At 34.4% G+C, this 18,551-nt stretch carries 16 protein-coding genes; 3 read left to right on the forward strand and 13 right to left on the reverse strand.

Annotation, left to right across the window (positions count from 1 at the left end; genetic code table 11):
• The 4 genes from BLP50_RS04455 to BLP50_RS04470 all read right to left on the reverse strand — a co-directional run.
• Positions 1-1,335 (reverse strand): Mbeg1-like protein (locus tag BLP50_RS04455; protein WP_090151661.1); only part of this gene is annotated, 1,335 nt, incomplete at its 3' end.
• Positions 1,332-2,015, reverse strand: a complete 684-nt coding sequence (locus BLP50_RS04460) for a hypothetical protein (RefSeq protein WP_090151663.1) — start codon at positions 2,013-2,015, stop codon at positions 1,332-1,334. The genes BLP50_RS04460 and BLP50_RS04455, both read right to left, overlap by 4 nt.
• Before the next feature lie 98 nt (positions 2,016-2,113).
• The gene (locus tag BLP50_RS04465) at positions 2,114-3,436 is read right to left on the reverse strand and encodes a hypothetical protein (protein WP_090151667.1); all 1,323 of its coding nucleotides are present in this window, start codon (positions 3,434-3,436) and stop codon (positions 2,114-2,116) included.
• A gap of 34 nt (positions 3,437-3,470) precedes the next feature.
• Entirely contained in the window at positions 3,471-4,997 is a 1,527-nt protein-coding gene (locus BLP50_RS04470) for a hypothetical protein (RefSeq protein ID WP_143001121.1), read from the reverse strand.
• Positions 4,998-5,445: 448 nt separating this feature from the next.
• On the opposite strand from BLP50_RS04470, the gene BLP50_RS04475 reads away from it, so the two are divergent.
• Positions 5,446-6,240 carry a hypothetical protein gene (locus BLP50_RS04475; protein ID WP_090151673.1) on the forward strand — a complete coding sequence of 265 codons (795 nt, stop codon included), beginning with the start codon at positions 5,446-5,448 and terminating at the stop codon, positions 6,238-6,240.
• Between the two features lie 102 nt (positions 6,241-6,342).
• Here the strand turns inward: BLP50_RS04475 and BLP50_RS04480 are convergent, their stop codons facing one another.
• Genes BLP50_RS04480 through BLP50_RS04490 form a run of 3 tightly spaced genes read right to left on the reverse strand, consistent with a single transcriptional unit; the run spans position 6,343 to position 9,993 of the window.
• Positions 6,343-7,266 carry a hypothetical protein gene (locus BLP50_RS04480; protein ID WP_090151676.1) on the reverse strand — a complete coding sequence of 308 codons (924 nt, stop codon included), beginning with the start codon at positions 7,264-7,266 and terminating at the stop codon, positions 6,343-6,345.
• A gap of 14 nt (positions 7,267-7,280) precedes the next feature.
• Positions 7,281-9,095, reverse strand: a complete 1,815-nt coding sequence (locus tag BLP50_RS04485) for a diguanylate cyclase domain-containing protein (protein WP_090151680.1) — start codon at positions 9,093-9,095, stop codon at positions 7,281-7,283.
• Between the two features lie 43 nt (positions 9,096-9,138).
• Entirely contained in the window at positions 9,139-9,993 is an 855-nt protein-coding gene (locus BLP50_RS04490) for a hypothetical protein (protein ID WP_090151683.1), read from the reverse strand.
• A 255-nt stretch (positions 9,994-10,248) separates the two neighbouring features.
• Here BLP50_RS04490 and lepB point away from each other — a divergent pair, with 255 nt between their 5' ends.
• Both lepB and BLP50_RS04500 read left to right on the forward strand, forming a co-directional pair.
• A complete protein-coding gene (gene lepB / locus BLP50_RS04495; RefSeq protein ID WP_176753682.1) occupies positions 10,249-10,785 on the forward strand; it encodes a signal peptidase I in 537 nt (178 codons plus the stop codon).
• A 56-nt stretch (positions 10,786-10,841) separates the two neighbouring features.
• Entirely contained in the window at positions 10,842-11,069 is a 228-nt protein-coding gene (locus tag BLP50_RS04500) for a hypothetical protein (RefSeq protein ID WP_090151692.1), read from the forward strand.
• A gap of 121 nt (positions 11,070-11,190) precedes the next feature.
• Here BLP50_RS04500 and BLP50_RS04505 read toward each other — a convergent pair whose 3' ends face one another.
• From BLP50_RS04505 to BLP50_RS04530, 6 genes are all read right to left on the reverse strand, one after another.
• Positions 11,191-11,988, reverse strand: coding sequence for a response regulator transcription factor (locus tag BLP50_RS04505; protein WP_090151694.1), 798 nt, complete (start codon positions 11,986-11,988; stop codon positions 11,191-11,193).
• 88 nt (positions 11,989-12,076) lie between these two features.
• Positions 12,077-12,703, reverse strand: coding sequence for a hypothetical protein (locus BLP50_RS04510; protein WP_090151696.1), 627 nt, complete (start codon positions 12,701-12,703; stop codon positions 12,077-12,079).
• Between the two features lie 111 nt (positions 12,704-12,814).
• Entirely contained in the window at positions 12,815-14,248 is a 1,434-nt protein-coding gene (locus BLP50_RS04515) for an MATE family efflux transporter (RefSeq protein WP_090151699.1), read from the reverse strand.
• Between the two features lie 30 nt (positions 14,249-14,278).
• Positions 14,279-15,013: a thioesterase II family protein gene (locus BLP50_RS04520; RefSeq protein WP_090151702.1), complete on the reverse strand. Its 735-nt coding sequence runs from the start codon at positions 15,011-15,013 to the stop codon at positions 14,279-14,281.
• A 3-nt stretch (positions 15,014-15,016) separates the two neighbouring features.
• Complete coding sequence (locus BLP50_RS04525) at positions 15,017-16,735, reverse strand: ABC transporter ATP-binding protein (RefSeq protein WP_090151705.1); 1,719 nt, start codon at positions 16,733-16,735, stop codon at positions 15,017-15,019.
• Complete coding sequence (locus tag BLP50_RS04530) at positions 16,729-18,540, reverse strand: ABC transporter ATP-binding protein (protein WP_090151708.1); 1,812 nt, start codon at positions 18,538-18,540, stop codon at positions 16,729-16,731. The genes BLP50_RS04525 and BLP50_RS04530 overlap by 7 nt, the downstream gene beginning before the upstream one ends.
• Between the last annotated feature and the right edge of the window lie 11 nt (positions 18,541-18,551).

Genomic DNA, 18,551 nt, shown 5'->3' on the forward strand with positions numbered 1-18,551 from the left:
CTGATTAATAGTCTCCGCCTCCGGTTTATGGGATTTGAACATATATTTTTTTTCATACGGATTTCGTAGTTCCGTACTTATCATTTTTGATTTTAATGAATCTTGCGATTCTAGTGTTGGATATTCAATAACATTTTCATCCGTTTTTACGTTGTAGACTGTCTGTTGATTGTCTCTACTTTCGGTGTTGTCTTTACCTGTATCTTTTAATCTAAGAGTCTGTATCAGTCCCCACCAGTCTTTCAGTTTCACATTCTCTGATATACTAAACTGTATAAACTCTATGAGTATCATTATCTTTATAAGATTACCAGCTTTAGCCTTATGCTTCGCGTCTAATTTGCTTTCATTCCCTATTAATTCTCCTGCAATAGGTCCCAAATAGTTAGCAATTTTTTGTACATCTTTAGTTTCTCTTTCATCCATCAAATGTGTCGTAAATTTACGTAATAAAGCAATGTTTCTATTCTCATTCGTATTTACGAATACTGGGCTCTTGTCGGAACCAATTAGCTCCATTTTTCCATCACTAGATTTAAACATTGCAAATGGACTATGAAACTGTGCTCCACTTTGTATTCCAAAGGCTTCACAATACTTTTGCTCAGCATTCGGAATTTGCTTCATTAACACATGCACGTAATCTCTATCTACCGAATAGTTTGTAATCTTGCTACCATGTTTATCTATTTGTGATTTATAACCTTCTAGGAATTCATTAGAAAATCCTTGACCATCCATTGCTACACACTTGGATATTTTGTCTGAGTCTGAGACTATAGTTGTGTACATGGCTTTATTTGCGCCCTTGGAATGTCCTACAACCACTATATCATCAAATGACTTCTCATTCCTCTGAAAAAACTTTAAGGCATTATCCTGGCAAGGAGTATCTTTTAGATAAATTGCTTTAACGTTGTCGTCCCACTCGTCATATCCCGTAGTCCCTTTGTAGGTAATTATTCCTTGCTTAGAAACTGGGTCTTGATAACAAATTTGAAGATTATATTGCTCTTCGTTCTTCGTAGTTATTTGCTCAGAATCAATTACAACAAGCTTCTTTAGTTCATCATCATTACTGATTGTTTCTATAATGTTCGCCCAATCTTTACCACTAATTAAAGCGCCATCAACAATGTTTTTCTTTTCTTCATTTTCAAGATTGATATAGTTGCGAAGGTTGTTAAGGGCTTTGTCATCGAAAGATTTCAAAGCATATTCAATAGTATTATTATGAGCAAGTTTTAATAATTTATCCTCAATTCCTGCCGCTTTTAAAACATTCTCATCTATGTATGTTATATGCTCTAGTAATGCTAATTTTTCATCTGTCATCTTTTTGTCCAACCAATGCCTTTTTCTCTATCCTTCTCATGACTCATGTAATGAATAACAATATCATCCAAGTCAAAACATCTATTGTGTTCCTTAGCGGTTATCTTATCCACAATTGATTCTCCAAAACAATACATATTAATATTATGTACTCGAGAATCACCCGTGATAGTCAATATAACCTTGTCCATTAATTGCTCCGTCACTGACAGATCAGTATTTTCAAGGTATATGTATATATGAAAGCACTTGACCTCACCCTCGTCAGAAACTCCAGTCAATTCAACAAACATCTTGTACTTCTGACCTTCAAGGATTCCAGCAAGCTTTTCTTCCATTTCTTTTTGTACAACACGAGTTTGCGTAACCCAAGCATAACCGTCTCTAAAACCAATCTTTTCGCGCTTTACTGTAAAACAATCTATATCAGGATCATCCCCCTGCGCATAACAAAGTAATGATTCTTCGTCCATAAAAAGAGGATTTCTACGCCTATATCCCGCATAACAAAATGGCTTCTCGTATTTTTTCTCCACATATTCAAGCATTTCCTCTATAGCTACAATAGACTGACGTTGGATGGTGGTAAGCTGCTTCCATTCTGTTGGTAAATCTTTAGACCGAAGTATCTCGAGCTGTCTTTCATTTAATTTTGATTTTCTTTTAAAAATATTTCCCATAATAATTCTCCATGCATTAATTTTTTCCAATATTGGATTTGAACATTATACCATTTGTCACTAGAAAAAATCATAGAAATGGCGCATTAATGCGTAGTTTAATATACGTAAGAGTTAATTCCTTCTTTTTCAATCTCAGTTTCCTTCTCAATTGTAATAGCGTCGTTGACAATATAGTTATCAAGTCCTTTGGCACTGACAAATTCAAATCCAATATCCCGTGTGCCATTTTTAATAGAGCCGTCGAGATTCTGACATAATACATGAACAAATTTATCTGAATATCCCGGGAGTCCATTGGTTTTTAATTCTCTAATAATAAACTCTATCTCCGCCATACACTTCTTGTCTGGTGTAACCAACTTATCGTTGTTCCTTACATACTTTCCTGCCTTCATTCTTATCTCTGACAAAGCTTTATTAAGTGCTTTCTCTTTTCTCATAAAAGAGTTAACCTCCTGATTAGCAGAAATTGCTCTTCTAGAATAAGAAGCATCCGAAGTAAGAATAGGTTTATCCTCTCCCCTTAATACTTCCGAAGTATATTTCGAAAGCATTGTAAATTTTTGTGTCCGACTCATATCAGAAGTAACTGGAATAGTTGAAAGAATAGGTGGTGTTATTTTTCTATTTTCAAAAGCAAACCTATCTGTATCACAATCATATAAGATTGCTTTGCTTCCTGACATATTCTCTATCTTGGCATCCAATCCCTGTTGAGCACGATTAATAAACTCCTGAAGAGTCTCATTATTTGTATTTGCAACTAACTCCTGATATTTCCTATAGATTGTTGACGCTGCAAAGATAGTATATTTAGCCGCCATATTAACAATTGTTGTAACAAGATCCTTTTTGTTTTCTTTATATGCTTGATTTGGATAAACAATCACCTTACCAGACTTATCATCTAATCCATAAGGCACGTCATTCTTTGCCAATTCTGCCGTAAAGATTGCTCTTGTTACAGAATTCTTAAATTCAAATATAGGAGTACGTTGACCTTTAAAAATAGGCTCATTTTTAATGTCACGAATCATAACATTAAAATCTAATTCTCTATAGATTCTTCCATTTTGAATAAAGACACTATCCTGTGCCGCAAGAAATATTTCTTTATCTCTTCCTCTTATAGCTATCGATAGCATTTCCTGTTCTCTCATCAAGCATGGAAGAATAATATATGGAGTATTCTTAGCATCAAGAATTCTCATAATAGCTTTTGCATCATTTGCATAAAAAATATTGGATAGTAACGATTCGCCCTCACGAACAGCCTTGTATAACTCTTTTAAATTATATTGCGCTTTTGATAGTCCTTGATTATCTTGAAACTTTTCTAATTCATTTAACACGCCTTGAATAAAACTAAGTATCTCTTTTTCATCAACAACAATATTTGTTCCAATTGTACTTGCCATTTTACTTTCTCCTTAATTAATAAATGCTCCAGTCCTATTGTTCATTAGGATATGTTTCTTCATTATTTTCAATTTCTTCATTATCTTCTTCATTATCATTATCTTCTTCATTATCTTCGCTCTCTACTTCATCAAGACTAGGAAAATCTTGTAAATATGAAGGGAATACTGATAGTGATTCACTGTCCGGTGTGGATTTAATGTTTGTAAGGTTAATATCATATGTGTGCCACAATCCTGCTACAACAAGGGTGTAACATTTCCCATCTCCTTTTATATCAAGAGTGTATGTATTATATATACGGTCGTAGGTTAATTGTTTGACAGTGTCTTCCACAAGAAGATAAACGTCACCTGAAGCATCAATTTCGGAAGGATTAATTTTAATTGTGCAATTCTCATTTTCCATTAGTGTTAAATTATACGTTTGCATAGATACTTCTTTTAATGTACTTTGATTTGTTGCAACCTGCGTTTTATCTACAGTATCTTCATCTGTTATATAGCCTAGACTTTCTTGTGCTGCTGTTGTGGATGACCATGAATTTAAATCCTCAGTTTCAGAATATGCACCTTTTGCAATATCACGATGCCCGTCATCAAGAATTAATAGTGGTTTATTAAATGATTCAGCATCATCATTATCGTATGAATCCATTCCGACAACAATTCTAACAAGTCCTGTGTATGAAGAAGATCCAATACACTTAGCAAAGAGCCTATAATACCCTGTTACAAAATAATCTGGGATATCAACTTCCCAAGCACTTGCTCTAAGCGGTGTTACGTCTGTAGATTTATATATTTCAAACTGCTCAAATGCATGCATGTTACATGTCGCTAAATAATGAAGATAATTTGTACCATCATAGACTTCTAAGTCATAGGTTTCGTCTTTAACGCATCCTTTGAGAATCTTTGACTTAAGATCAATTTCTTCATACGCACTGCCGGTAGAATCAGTACCTTCAAGTTCAATGCTCGAACGAATAATATCTTTTGTTATATCTAATCGCCCTATATTTGAAAGCGTAATATTCTGCCCCTCAATCACATCCTTCTCAATATTTTCTAAAGATGAACCTGGTAAAATGCATCCCATCTCTTCATCCAAATCAATGTAATAGCGAGTATCTCCTGTTGTAGCATGGATATTGTATATAGGAACTGTATAACCTAGGTCTTGATAACGTTCGAATGTAATGTAATCAACTGCATCCGTATCCTTGTAATAAATTAGCTTATCTCCCTTTTCTAAATAAAGAGTAGGGATATTCTTTTCCTCTTCTTCTGAATAATACAATTGTCTAGTGGAAGGGTCTGCTGGAACATAATCACTTGGTTCTTCTTTCTGTTCGTAATTAGCATTAGCCCCCCACGCTGGATAATATACTCCATTATGAAGTACATAAAATTCATCTGATTCTAGAGAATTAATATCTACTCCTGTCGAAGCATTCTCGTCGGCCTGTAAATCCTCACTTTCTTTTGAATTGCCAGTAACTGAGCCAACAAAATCTGTCGCTTGAGCCGTGAGTTTACCAAGTGAACATGCCGTCAATGGTATAGTACATATTGCCGCTAAAAAAGTCGCAAATATTTTCTTTTTCATGCTTTATAAAATCACCTTTCTTCTATTTTATGTCTGTTCATAATCTAATTAATCTTCTCCTTGAATTTTAGATTCATATAAATAATGGTCTTAAATTTATTTTTTCATATAAATTTTATAGATAATATTTTTCCTAATTATCTTCAACGTCTATTTATGGTTTTGAATTATTATTCATTTTTTCCAAAAATTCACATAACCATCAAATTACTTTTATTTTCTTGTGTTAAATTTATCATTGCAGCGTTATATCACTTTAAAAATTGTATTTTTATGTATTTTTTATAATTTTATAAATATTTTTTCCACATTATTTATTTTTTTTCATGTAAAAAATAATTTCTAACCATTATTTGATAGCAGTTAATTTTTATAGATTTTTTATTAGGAGGATTAAATGGGAGAAACACAAAATGTTAATGGAATTGACATGAAAGACGGTCAGCGTGTTTATCTTGAGCTCAACCGTGAATTTCAAAAAGTTGCCAGTAAATATTCATGGCAGAATTTTACAAATTTGGTTGCTTTTGAAAGAGAAGTACATAAAGATCATATTTTTTCACCAGTCCTTGCATACACACTTATGAAAGCTACTTTAGAGCAAGGGTTGCGCGAAGAATGTAATCGCAATAACATAATTTCTTCTAGTCGACTTCCAGATGCACTTGATGAGCTATATAGTATCTCATATACATTCTTCAAGGATAAGATTTCGACTTGGGATTATACTAGAGGTGTTTATTTTGACAGATATATCAAAGCACATTGTAGAGATTTATATAGACTCGTAGAATTCTCAGTCGCAGGTTATAATTCAAAAAGCAAGAAAGCATTAGAATTTTACAAAAAAAATGATATTGTAAGGCTTGATGAACAATACAATTACGATATAGACGATGATAACTTAAGTCATATCTCATGTGATACAAGTAATAATAGAACACTGATGTCTCCCGAGGAATACTATATTAGTCAGGAAGAGGAAGAATCTAAACAACGACTTAATAGTCTTCTAGAACGAAACGGTGAAAATATTGAAGAAGAAAAAGCATTCTACTTTACATTTGTTAATAGTTTCTTAGGCGGCCCAAATCATGTGCCTAATGATTTTTATCAAAAAGAGGTTGAATTTTTCTTTGGATCCGAAGGATTTGAAATGTCTAGAGAAGATGCGGCATTGTTGCATAGATAAATGATATTACATAGAGCTTAGTAATTTGATGAGTTACCTCAATATACTAGGCTCTATTTTATTGCAAAAAAAGAGAACCCTGTTAAAGATTCTCTTTGTATATTACATTGCTATGTCCATTGATTCAGTTTTAGAAGCCTCATCTATTCCTTTAATAAATGTATTTAAAAACTCAGTAACCTTATCTGGCTTCTTTTGGTATTTTTTTCTAAATTCAGCATATAAACGAACATATTCAAATTGCTGGGATCTAGAAAGATTATTCTTGAAGTAAAAATCAAGGAATGACTTATTATGAATACCCCTATTTGCCAAAATCTTATAAACTCCAAGGGATTTAAGTCCGTTTTTCTTGGCTTCCGCACATACTCGAAGTTTTTCTTCTACAGTATGAATTCCTTCCAAATCGAAAAAAGTTTCAAGTGCTTCTGCTATAAGTTCATCAACCACTTTCCCTTTACTTGGAGTGTGATAAGAACCTTTGGTACTCTTTTTAATCTTTCCATAAAGATTGATATTTCTTAAAACACTATCTTCCGCATCAAGTACATCTCTTATATCATATGTATTTCCATATGTTTCTTCATAATATTCTGGAAAAGCCTCTTTTAAACAAACTTTTTTCTTATCGAACAGACAAATCTTTAAGTTATACTCTGATGTTTCGGAACAAATTTTTGAAGCGATAGAATTAAGCTGCATAGTGGCAAGTAACTTTGTTGACCAAAGAGCATCAAGCATCTCGGGAGTAAGTTTACATACATCTGTAACTATTGTTCTAAAGATATGTACCAATAAATCATAATCAGCTTGATTTAATTTAATGCCTTCTTTTGTAGCAACATTTGTTGTTAGCTTTTCGTTAGTTTTTTCATCTTCGACAGCTTTTGTTAAAAGACGGCCTGTTAATACAACATTGGTTGCCTGAGTAAGAAGCATTTTTGTCTTAAGGTTATTATCTTTTAAAAATTTATTCTTATTTTCTTCTACTTGATTTAGATATTCTTGCTCTTTACTTTTGTCCATCGTGTTTATTTCCTTTATCTGATGTATACATGTTCAAATGTATTAATTCCTTCTATCATCTGAATATCCTTTTCGCTAATTTCTTGATCCAAGGGAATACCATCTGCAATGGTCTGGAAAAGATCTGTTACCTCTTTTGAATATTTATCTGCCCCATAATACAAGGCTCCACCTTGATACATTGCATAGATGTATGAAAAATCAATTTCTCCATCAAGCTCATATAGCATTTCTAAGAACTCTTCTGCATCTGCAAAAATAAACAAATGATTGAAATCAGAAGATGTCATAAAAATTGCGATTATGTCACCTCTACGCCTTCTAATTTGATGCTGAATATCTTCAAAATCCTCTGCTTCAATTGGTTCGTGTTTATCTTTAACATTAGCTTTAAGTCTTCTTTGGGCCGAAGATAGACGTTCGTCATATGAAAGATTCTTTTGCGGTTCCTTGCTTATTGCTTTCTCAAGGACATCTATTGCTTCATCAATCTCTGTAAAATTTGTATCCTGACTATAATTAACAGCTAACGATATTGTGTTGGCCTTTATTTTGAAAGATTCCAAGTCCTGATTCGGAGCATTAATTACCAAAAATCGTCCTTGTTCTATATAGAACACCGCTTCTCTATCAAAAGATTTCAGAAGCAATTCGGAAAGCAACGCTGTTTTTTCTTCTAGCTGACTCATTTTGAGTTCCTTATTATTTTCAAGAGAAATAAGCGTGAGACTGTCTAGTTTTGTTATCTTCTTAAAATCAAGAGCTGTTTTGTTATAGCAACCAGTCCTTCTGTCTTTGAAGGCAAGCTCTTTCCATCTAGACTCATCACTACTTATCTCCTTCAAATCTTTCTTTTTAGGCTCAGTTTTTCTTACAGAATCTTTATACCTCTTCTTATCATTATCCAGAAGCTGATTGGCTTCTTTTTTTAGCTCTATTAAATCTTTCTTTCCATTAGCAAAAGCTACACCTTTAGACGCAGAATAGATAATACTGTTATTATCTTTCTTTGTATGTAAAATAAGGGCTTTTGTAATAAGAGAAATCTTATTTTCAACGTCTTTTTTTTCGCCTTCAGTTATAACGATAAAATTGCCCCCGTCTATTCGATAAGATTGATTATTGAATTGACGATTAATCTCACTTGCTACTGTTGTAATAAGTTTGTTCCCTGCGTCATGCCCCAAGATATCATTTGTGAGTTTTAGGTTATTGATATCATAATAGACAAGTATTCCTTTTTCAAGATTAAACGACAAAATATCTTCATCGTAGGCTATTTTATTCAATAATCCTGTTAACGTGTCATGGGTTGCTTCATATTTCCAATCAATTATAGACTCATGAACCATTTCAATTGGCTGCTCTATTTCTGTATCCTCATCGTCATCAATCGGATTATCATCAGTTATCTCCGGCAGGTATAAATCTACAAAATTTCTAAGTTGCCTGAATTCCTCTAAGGATTCATTTTGTTTTTCCTCTCTTATACTAGCCTCTTCCGCTGCTCTTTGTTTTGCTATTTCAAGATTTCTTTGTCGGATAATATCTTCTCTAGCAAGTTGATCTATTTGTTTTAGCTTTTCTATTTCTTCCTGTTCTTTTTTAATTGGAGCATGATTCTGCTCATTCACTTTCTGAATCATGTTTAAAAGTTCATCGCTACAATCTTCAGAATGTTTTACATTTTCTCCAGATATGGCTTTAACATGAGGTGTATCATTTTCAGAAAAATTCATTGAATGAATGAAGGTGTCAACTGCACTATATTTTTGCTGATTCATATAAATAGTCTCATCTGTATTAGGAACAGACGCTGCTGCATCCATAATTCTCCTCCTACTATTAAATATTCAAATTGCATCAAATACTCTATAGTTTCTTTTTAATAAAGATTGTTACTCCTACTAAAGCTACAATTCCGATTAATGGGACTATAGGGAGGCTTTTTTTGTCTGTTTCTTTAGTATAATTTTCGTTTGTATTTTCTTCATATCTAACACTATCTATCACATAATCTCTATTGGAATCAGTATCGTCTTTATCACCCAAAGAACTATTGCTTTCAATAGTAACGTCATCTAATTGCTCGTCATTGTTATTTCCGGATATTTCCTTTGCATATTCTGCAAATTCTTGAACATTTTCTTCGACAAATTGGGTATTTGTCGCGAAAATAGCATATAGCTTAATACTATGAGTCGACTCTGTTACTGTCACAGGATACCTGACTTTATTCGCTTCAAACTCTTCCTCTGTGGCTCCTTCTACTCTGCCTGGATATTCCAAATCTGGAGTTAATACGGCAAAATTTAAATAACTATTGGTACTAAAATTATAGGTGCCCGGTTCAATAAAGAATGTGTAATGTAATAGTGTTCCAGTACCTATATTTTTATCTAATCTTTTTGCATTCTCCCAACGATTCTGATAACAAAATTCGCTTAGATTATTTGGCCCAAAACTATATCCCTCAGGCACATCTACATTTTCTGCTGTAAAAAACCACGAAAATGTACCTTCCTGAAATAGTTTCTGTGGATATAATACAGTCAAGCTTACCTGACAAGTTACATTTGGATGCTCTTTCCTATCTACTAAAATAGTTCCATCATCTTCTATTCGGTCATAGTCCTCATAATTATATGCATAACCTGTTATTCCCATAGAATAAAATAAAAAGCAAGCAGCTAATATGCTTAAAATTTGATGTTTAATTTTTCTCATGTGTTTTCTCCTTTTGTTATAATCTTTTTCATTTTTATCACATATATTATCTTGATAATTAAATAATGGAAGAAAAAAAGAAAACCGCATATTTTTCTATTCAAATTTTTAAAATTCTCTCAAAAAATCTCACTAAAAAATTTTATTAAGACATTATTTTTACATGAGCAACATAATTCGTATTGCTAATCCATCGTGAAGATCTCTAAAAATTTTATTATGTAGGGACTTCTATGCTAAGAGAGGTAAAAACTGGTGCGTAATTGTATTAAAGAAATAAACCAATCAATAAAAGCCTTATTATCCATCCGAGCTTTCCGTGTATTTATTACTGCCTTTAGCATTATTGTCTTTTTCATTAGTTTTACTTCTTTTAAGGGCGTTACTGCCTCAAATGAAATGTATCCGACCTTTAATAAAGGTGAAAAGCTAATAGCCATGAGGAGTAATTCTTATACATACGGAGATATAGTTACATATAAATCACCTCTTGATACTTCTGATGCATATATTATTAGACGAGTTATTGGACTTCCTGGTGATACCATCTATTTTCATGACGGAACACTTTATATAAACGGGGCTGCAACCGACGAAGAATATGTTTATTATGACCCCTCTAAAGAAGGTTACGTTGAGGGAATAATTTATACATTAGAAGACAATCAATATTTTTTAGCTGGAGATAATAGAAATTATTCTGTTGACTCTAGGGTATGTGGTGGCATAGTTTCAGATGATATATTTGGAAAGATTGTTTTTTCAACAAGTAGATTTTTCAATTTTAGATAGTAATATTTTGAAATAAAAAGATCTTGTATATACGCTAAATGAGAGGTAGCCAGGACATGTTTAGACTTTTTAGATTAGCAAAAGAGAATAAGTTCAAAGACGGACAGCTAGTAAAAGCTATTTGTGATATTACCGCTCCACGAGCTGAAATAAAACAAGGAACTTTGTGTACCGTAACCCCTTGTAATTTATTTTTTAGAAGTGATTGCTATGATATTTTCTCGGTGGAAAATGAAAGAGATTTAATTTTATTTGTTCCTGAAGAATACTTAGATACAGTATAATCAGCGAATTAATCCAAATAACGTAAATAACAACAGTTACTAAATGCCAACTAGAAAGGTTACTTTAAAGTAGCCTTTTCTGCTGGCTTTTAGTAATTTATTTAATTATAAATCTTGGAAATTATTGAACCGAAAATTTATATCCTATCTTATAGATTGTATTAATATAGTTACCTGAAATTCCAAGTTTTTTACGGAGGTTATTTACATAGATATCCACTATTTTCGGGGTTTTAGTATAAGATGCACCCCAAATTTTCTCAAGTATTTGTTGCCGAGAAAGGATAATATTTTTATTAACAATGAAATAGTATAGAATCTTATATTCTTTATCTGACAAAATTACTTCATTACCAGATACAAAAACTCTCCTCGCTTTATTATTTAAAAATACATGACCCTCAGTGTATTCTTCTTTTGAATCTATAATAATTCGCTTATCATTCAGCACATTTCTTTTTTCTTTTGTGGCATTTTTAATTCTGTAAACTAATTCCGTTAAGAATTCCGTATTTACGTTATTACTATGGTACGTGAAAAAATCAACTGCTCCAATGATAAAGGCAATTTCTCTAGTCAAAACATCTTTTTTGCAATATAGATATTGCTTTTCTTCTTGTGTGTATAATTTAGATAACACAGCATCATCTTCTTGTGCTTCTTCTGAAACAAATAGTATAGGGATATCTGGATAATGTTTATGTATAGTTGATGCTACTGAAATTCCACTAACATCAAACAAATAAACATCAGTTATTACCGCCATAATACTACTGATATTATGGCTCATTTTCATCAAATCCATTCCATTGTCTGTTATAAAAACGCGGATACAATCTATATCTAGCTTTGTCTCCAAATGAAATTTTATTGCATTACAAATTTTGTCATTTCTATTCGCCAATAAGATATTGTACATAACTTAATTCCTATATTCTGAATTCTGTTATTATGTATATTACTAATTCTTTCGAAAAAAAGAAAGACAGCATTACCTGTCTTATCTTTTATCTCTCAAAATCTTCAAATTCTTGACTATCTTTTTCTATTTCAGTTTCTTTTTTGCCAATAATCTCCTTTGATTTTGATAAAAAGAGGAAGCGTGTTTGTTTCTTATCCATCCTCTCGGTTTCTTTTTTTAAACTACCTATAAGTATTCTATCCATTTTTTGGGATAAACTCGTTAATGATAATCTTTCTAGGCTAGATAAGGAATACAAACACTCCTCTAGTTCAGGATCATTTTCTTTATTTATAGACTGAATGGTTTTCTCTTTTAGTTTACTTATATAAATTTCAAAATCTTCTATCGGATATTTTTCCTCACCTGCTGGGCTTTCTTTTATATATGCTCTTTTATTATCAAAATCTATTTTAATTGTAACCCCGCTGCGCTTAGATATATCAATTGGAATATTGATATATTTAACGTTTTGAATTCTTAGGAAATCACCCTTTTCATTTATAAATGAGTTTACAGCTAGCACAATCTCTCTAAAATTATTTTTTATTCTCTCGCTTGTTATATTAACCTGATCTATCAATGCTCTCTGCTGTATATTTAACTTCTCACTCAGTCTAATTTGATCATAATTGTTTTCCCGTATAAATTTTTCAAATCCTGGTAAATCCATTTTTTAATTCCTTTCATTATACAAATAGATAATTTGATTTTCTCCATATGCTTAATAATATGAAGACTGTTCTATTTCTATAATTAAATAATGGATTATATATTTTTTTTATTAACCTTCCATCTTCTCTACTTTTGCAGAAGCTGTTTCTGTAGCATTTTCGATATGTGGATTTGTAGTCTCTGATAGTTCTTTTCTGATTTTAGCAAATGCGCTTGTCATAAAGATTACTACCATTACCATTACAACAATATCAGTAAATGTCTGTGCAAAGAATACACCGCCTACGCCCAATGCCTTGATTCGTGGAAGTAATATTACAAGTGGAATGAATAATACTACCTGACGAAGAAGTGTAAGGATAGCTGCAATACTTCCCTTTCCAATAGCCTGGAAGAATGTGATTGCAAGAATCATAACACCGTATGAAATATATGTGGCGAAAAGAATTCTAAGCATTGGCGCACCCATAACTACAACGTCGCTTGCATCCTTGATAAACATTGAAAGCATCTTGTCAGGGAAGCACATAATTGGGATGTAGAATACTGCTGCAATAATTGTAGCCGCAATCATAAATGCCTTGTTAAAGCCTACCATTCTGTCATATTTCTTAGCACCATAGTTGGTTCCGATAGCTGGCTGGAAGCCCTGGCTGATTCCCCAAAGAGGAATAAATGCAAATGCCTGCAAGCTAAGTGAAGCACCAAGGATTGTCTGCCAACTGCTACCACCAAATGACTCTACAGTGTTGTACATAATAGTCTGCTGTACCATCTGAAGCACCTGCATCATCATTGCAGAAACACCTACGCTAAGTACTGGCTTAACCATTGAAGAATTTACACCAATCTTGCCAATCTTAATCTGCTCACTCTTATTTAAGAAATAGTAAAGAGTGATGCATGCCTGAACAAACTGAGAAATGATAGTTGCAAAAGCAGCACCTGTAACACCATTTTCCTTGCCAACAATAGTAATCATAATTGGATCAAGAATGATATTTAAAATGGCACCGATTGCCATAAATGTCATAGCCTTCTTAAGCTTTCCTTCGCCTCTCATTACCATGTTTGCTGACTGGGCAAAGTTAACAAATAATGAACCGCAGAATACTATACGAAGATATCTTACTGCCTCATTTAAAATGTCTCCCTTAGCACCGCTAAGTGAAAGGAGCTGTGGTGTAAAAGCAAGTCCCACAACCATTACAATCACAGAAAGAATTCCAATTAATGCCATAAGATTTCCCATGATGCCATCAATTGTTTTCTTATCCTTTTTACCAATAGCAATTGATAAAAGTGATGATGAACCCACACCGATTAGTGTAGAAACACCACTATTTAAAAGTGTAAATGGATAGGATACCTTTACTGCAGTCATGGCTGTAGCATTAACCATCTGCCCTACAAATACTGCATCCATAAAGTTATAAAGACCAATTACAACCATTCCAAGAATAGCTGGAATACTAAGTGTCAGCATTGTGCTAACGATATTTCCAGAGACCAACATCTCTCTAGTATCTTCACTCTTTTTCATTTTTCCCTCCGTTAAATCATTTCTAAACGACTAATTAACCTTATCAAAATATTCTTTTATTTGACTAAGCACCTCTTGCTCTTTCTCCTTAATATAAAAGTGAGTACCCTCAAACATCCTATATGAAAAATCATCCTGAGTATAACTTGCCCAAGCCTTGATAGCAGGCTCTAAGGCGTCATAATCCTGATTTGCCCCCATTGCACATATAGGACATTTTATTGGGGTGTTGTCCTCGCATACATAGTCTTCGCTAAGTCTAAAATCAGCTTTCAGCATAGGAAGAAACATATCAAGCAGCTGCCTGTTCTCAAGTAGTACCTGAGGGATCCCATCGTAATTTAAAAGTGCCTCTATAAATCTGTCATCCGGAAGATGTGCGATTTTTTCTGACTCTAATCTATCTGGCGGCGGGCAGGCAGACACTACAGCAAGCTTTGCCATACGTCCATTCTTTTCAAGTAATTTTTCTACCTCAAAAAGCATCTTTGTCCCCATGCTATGGCCAAACAAAATAAAATCATTTTCTAGAGTCATGAGAATCTCCACTATTTGGCTGGCAATTTCTGTCATTGACTCCATTGGTTTTTCAACGATTCTCTCCTCACGTCCTGGCAGCTGCACTGGGCAAATAACATATGGCTTTTTTAAATATTTGCTCCAGGAATTAAAGAATGATGCTCCGCCCCCCGCATGTGGGAGGCAAATAACAACAATGTCATTCTTTTCTATTTTCTCAAGCCCTTTTATTAATTTTGTTTCCATTAGTTACGCTTCTTTCTGAAGGGCTACCATGTGTGAATATAAGCCACCGCTTGTGATAAGCTGCTCTGGCTTGCCTGACTCTACGACCTTGCCATCATCGAGAACTATAATCTGATCCGCATTTGCGATAGTTCTCATTCTGTGGGCAATTACAATTACAGTCTTATTCTTAAGAAGTACTGAAAGCGCATCCTGAACAAGGTTCTCACTCTCTGCATCCATTGATGCTGTAGCCTCGTCAAGGAGAACAATTGGAGCATTTTTAAGAAGTGCTCTGGCAATAGAAATTCTCTGGCGCTCACCACCTGAAAGTGTGCTTCCGTTTTCACCGATTCTTGTGTTGTATCCCTCAGGAAGCTTATCTATAAATTCCTCGCAGCATGCAGCCTTAGCAGCAGCAATGACCTCTTCGTCAGTAGCATCTTTTCTACCAAGTCTGATGTTCTCCATGACAGTGTCATCAAAAAGAAGTACATCCTGGAAAACAACTGAGAAATTCTTAAGAAGCACTTCCTGGTCGATACTTGAAACATCTACGCCGCCAAGAGTAATCTTTCCCTTGTTGGCATCCCAGAATCTTGATGCAAGTCTTGATACAGTAGACTTTCCTGAACCTGATGGTCCAACAAGTGCTGTAACCTGACCCTGTTTAGCAACAAATGAAACACCCTTTAAAACTTTCTCATCATTGTAAGCAAACTCAACATCCTTAAACTCGATGTCATAACCATTGTTCTGGCAATTACGGCTTCCTGACTGCTCTGGAATAGCTTCAATCTCTTTTGTGCGCTTGATACTAACCATTGCAGAAAAAATCTCTGCCATAAGCATGAAGCATGAGTTAAATGGATCGTAAATACGGCCTGCCATAATCAAATACATAATGAAATATGGAATACTAAGTGTACCGTCTGATACAAGCTTTGCACCAACTAAAAGAACAAGTACAAGACCAAATCTAAGAACAAACTGAGCTGTTGTTGTAGCAGCGCCAGGAGCTAATTCGTTTTTGAAAGATGCCTTAACTACATTTTCAAGCTTTGTATCAATCTTGCCTAAGTACTCATTTTCTCTAGAAGATGACTTGATTTCCTGAATAGTATCTAAGAATTCCTGAACTCCATCATAGGCTGTTCTCTTTGCATCCATATTTGCAGCCTCTGCCTTCTGCTGAGCCTTTCTTGCGTAAATAACAATAAGTGCTGCAACAGGAACAGGTGCTAAAATACATAGTCCCATTCTCCAATCAATCACAATCAAGCAAACAGCTGATATTGCAAACATAGTAAGTGTTCCAAGCATAAGTGGAATAGCATTTGAAAATGTTCGCTCAAGAGCTGTACAATCTCCCATCATTGTGGTTGTTAAATCAGCAAGATTCTTCTCACCGAAAAATGAAAGTGGAAGCTTTCTAATTTTCTCAGCAAGAGTGAGACGTCTATTTGCGCTCTCCTCGTATGCAACTGTGTATGTCTTGTCATACTGAATCCACTGAGAGATAAAAATAATCACATACATAATCAATGTAAGTGCAATAAATCCACCAATTCCAAAATCAGTTTCAAATACTCCTGTATCAATGCCTGTAAGCATCTCAAGTACAAGAAGCATCATGATTCCAACTGGAAACATCAATAAAATATTATAAATAGCTGTAGCTGCAATTCCCTTCTTTAAATCCTTTGCGCCACCATCACTAAGAGCAAATATTCTTTTTAACATGCCTGACCCTCACTTTCTGCATCTGATGTATTCTTAATATGCCAATTTGTAGTCTTCTGATAGTTAGACCACATCTTTGCATATTCACCATCTGCTGCCACCAGATTCTGGTGTGTACCCTGCTCTACTAATTGACCTTCATTCATAACTAAAATCTGGTCAGCATCAACGATAGTAGAAAGTCTGTGAGCAATCATAATAACTGTCTTGTTCTTTACAAGTTCCTTAAATGCAGCCTGAATCTGGCTTTCATTTTCTGGATCCGCATATGCGGTAGCCTCATCTAAAATTACAATTGGAGCATTCTTAAGAATAGCTCTTGCAATGGCAATTCTCTGAGTCTCACCACCTGAGAGATACACGCCCTGTGTACCTACAACAGTATCAATTCCCTGTGGGAATTTTGCTAAAATGTCATCGCACTGTGCAAGATGTGCTGCCTCAAGCGCCTCTTCTCTTGTGGCACCAGGACGACCTGCGCAGATATTAGCAAGCAATGACTCCTTGAAAAGCTTTGGATTCTGGAAAACGAAAGAAACCTTCTCCATCAAATCCTTCTGGCTCATGTTTCTGATGTCCACTCCACCGATTAGGATGGCGCCATCATTAACATCATAGAATCTAGGAATAAGGCTTGCTGTTGTAGTCTTACCAGAACCAGAATGTCCTACAATAGCTGTGCTCTCTCCTGCATTTACCTTAAAGCTAAGGTTCTCAACTGCATTCTTATTTGCTCCCTCGTATGCAAATGTAACGTTCTTAAACTCAATATCAAATCCCTCTGACTTCTGAAGGTCTCTAGCATCCTCCATAGGTGTAGCTGTAAGGATTGTATCGATACGACGCATTGCCTCCTCGGCCTGCATCTTGTAGCTAGTCATGTACATAATCTTGTTAAGCATTACTGAACAAGCTGGTGTGAAAATCAAGTAGAATAAGAACTTCTGAGTAAAGCCAAGCAAATCATTTGTATTAAGAGCTACCAATACACCTGCTGGAATTAACACCAAAAAGCTTGAATTAATAAGTGAAGAAAAAGCTACCATACCCTTTCTGCAGGAAAGTGTATATGCAAGAGCATTTTCCTTGTAGTCATTAATTGCCTTTGTAAACTTGGTAAATGACTCAACTGTCTGTCCAAATACCTTAACTACTGAAATACCGCGGACATACTCAACTGCCTCATGGTTCATAGTCTCCATGGCATCCTGATATGTCTTCATGAATTCCATGCTCTCCTTGCCCATAAGAGCTCCCTGAAGCACAAAACTAATTGCAAATAATACGAAAAGTGGAATACCGATTCTAAAGTCGAAAGCCACCATAACAACCAAACTTACAATCATTGTTACGTATGCTCCGACTAAATCAGGCAACTGATGTGCGATAAATGTCTCTGTCTGGAAACTGTTATCGTCAATGATTTTTCTGAGCATACCACTTGGATTTGCCTCGAAATAACCAAGTGGCATTTTTGAAAGATGACGAAGTGCTGCCATCTTAAGATTTTTTTCTGTTCTAAAGGCTACTACGTGTGAACAAAGCAAAGCAATGAAATAAAGTAATAACCCAATAAACTCAGCGACTACAGCTTTGATTCCCCAACCTACAAGTGCTGCACTGTTAAGTGTCTCACCTGCAAAAACTACAACCAACTCTTTTGCCGCAAAAAATACGCAAAGGAAAGGTGCCATAATAAATACTGCACTGATTCCTGATAAAACTTGCGCTACAGTAAGTAAACCTCTGCTATTGCCAGTAAAAGATAATAAACGCTTTAAACCATTATTCTTATCTTTTTTCATATTATCCTCCT

This window comes from Pseudobutyrivibrio sp. AR14 (assembly GCF_900101325.1).
GTDB lineage: Bacteria > Bacillota > Clostridia > Lachnospirales > Lachnospiraceae > Pseudobutyrivibrio.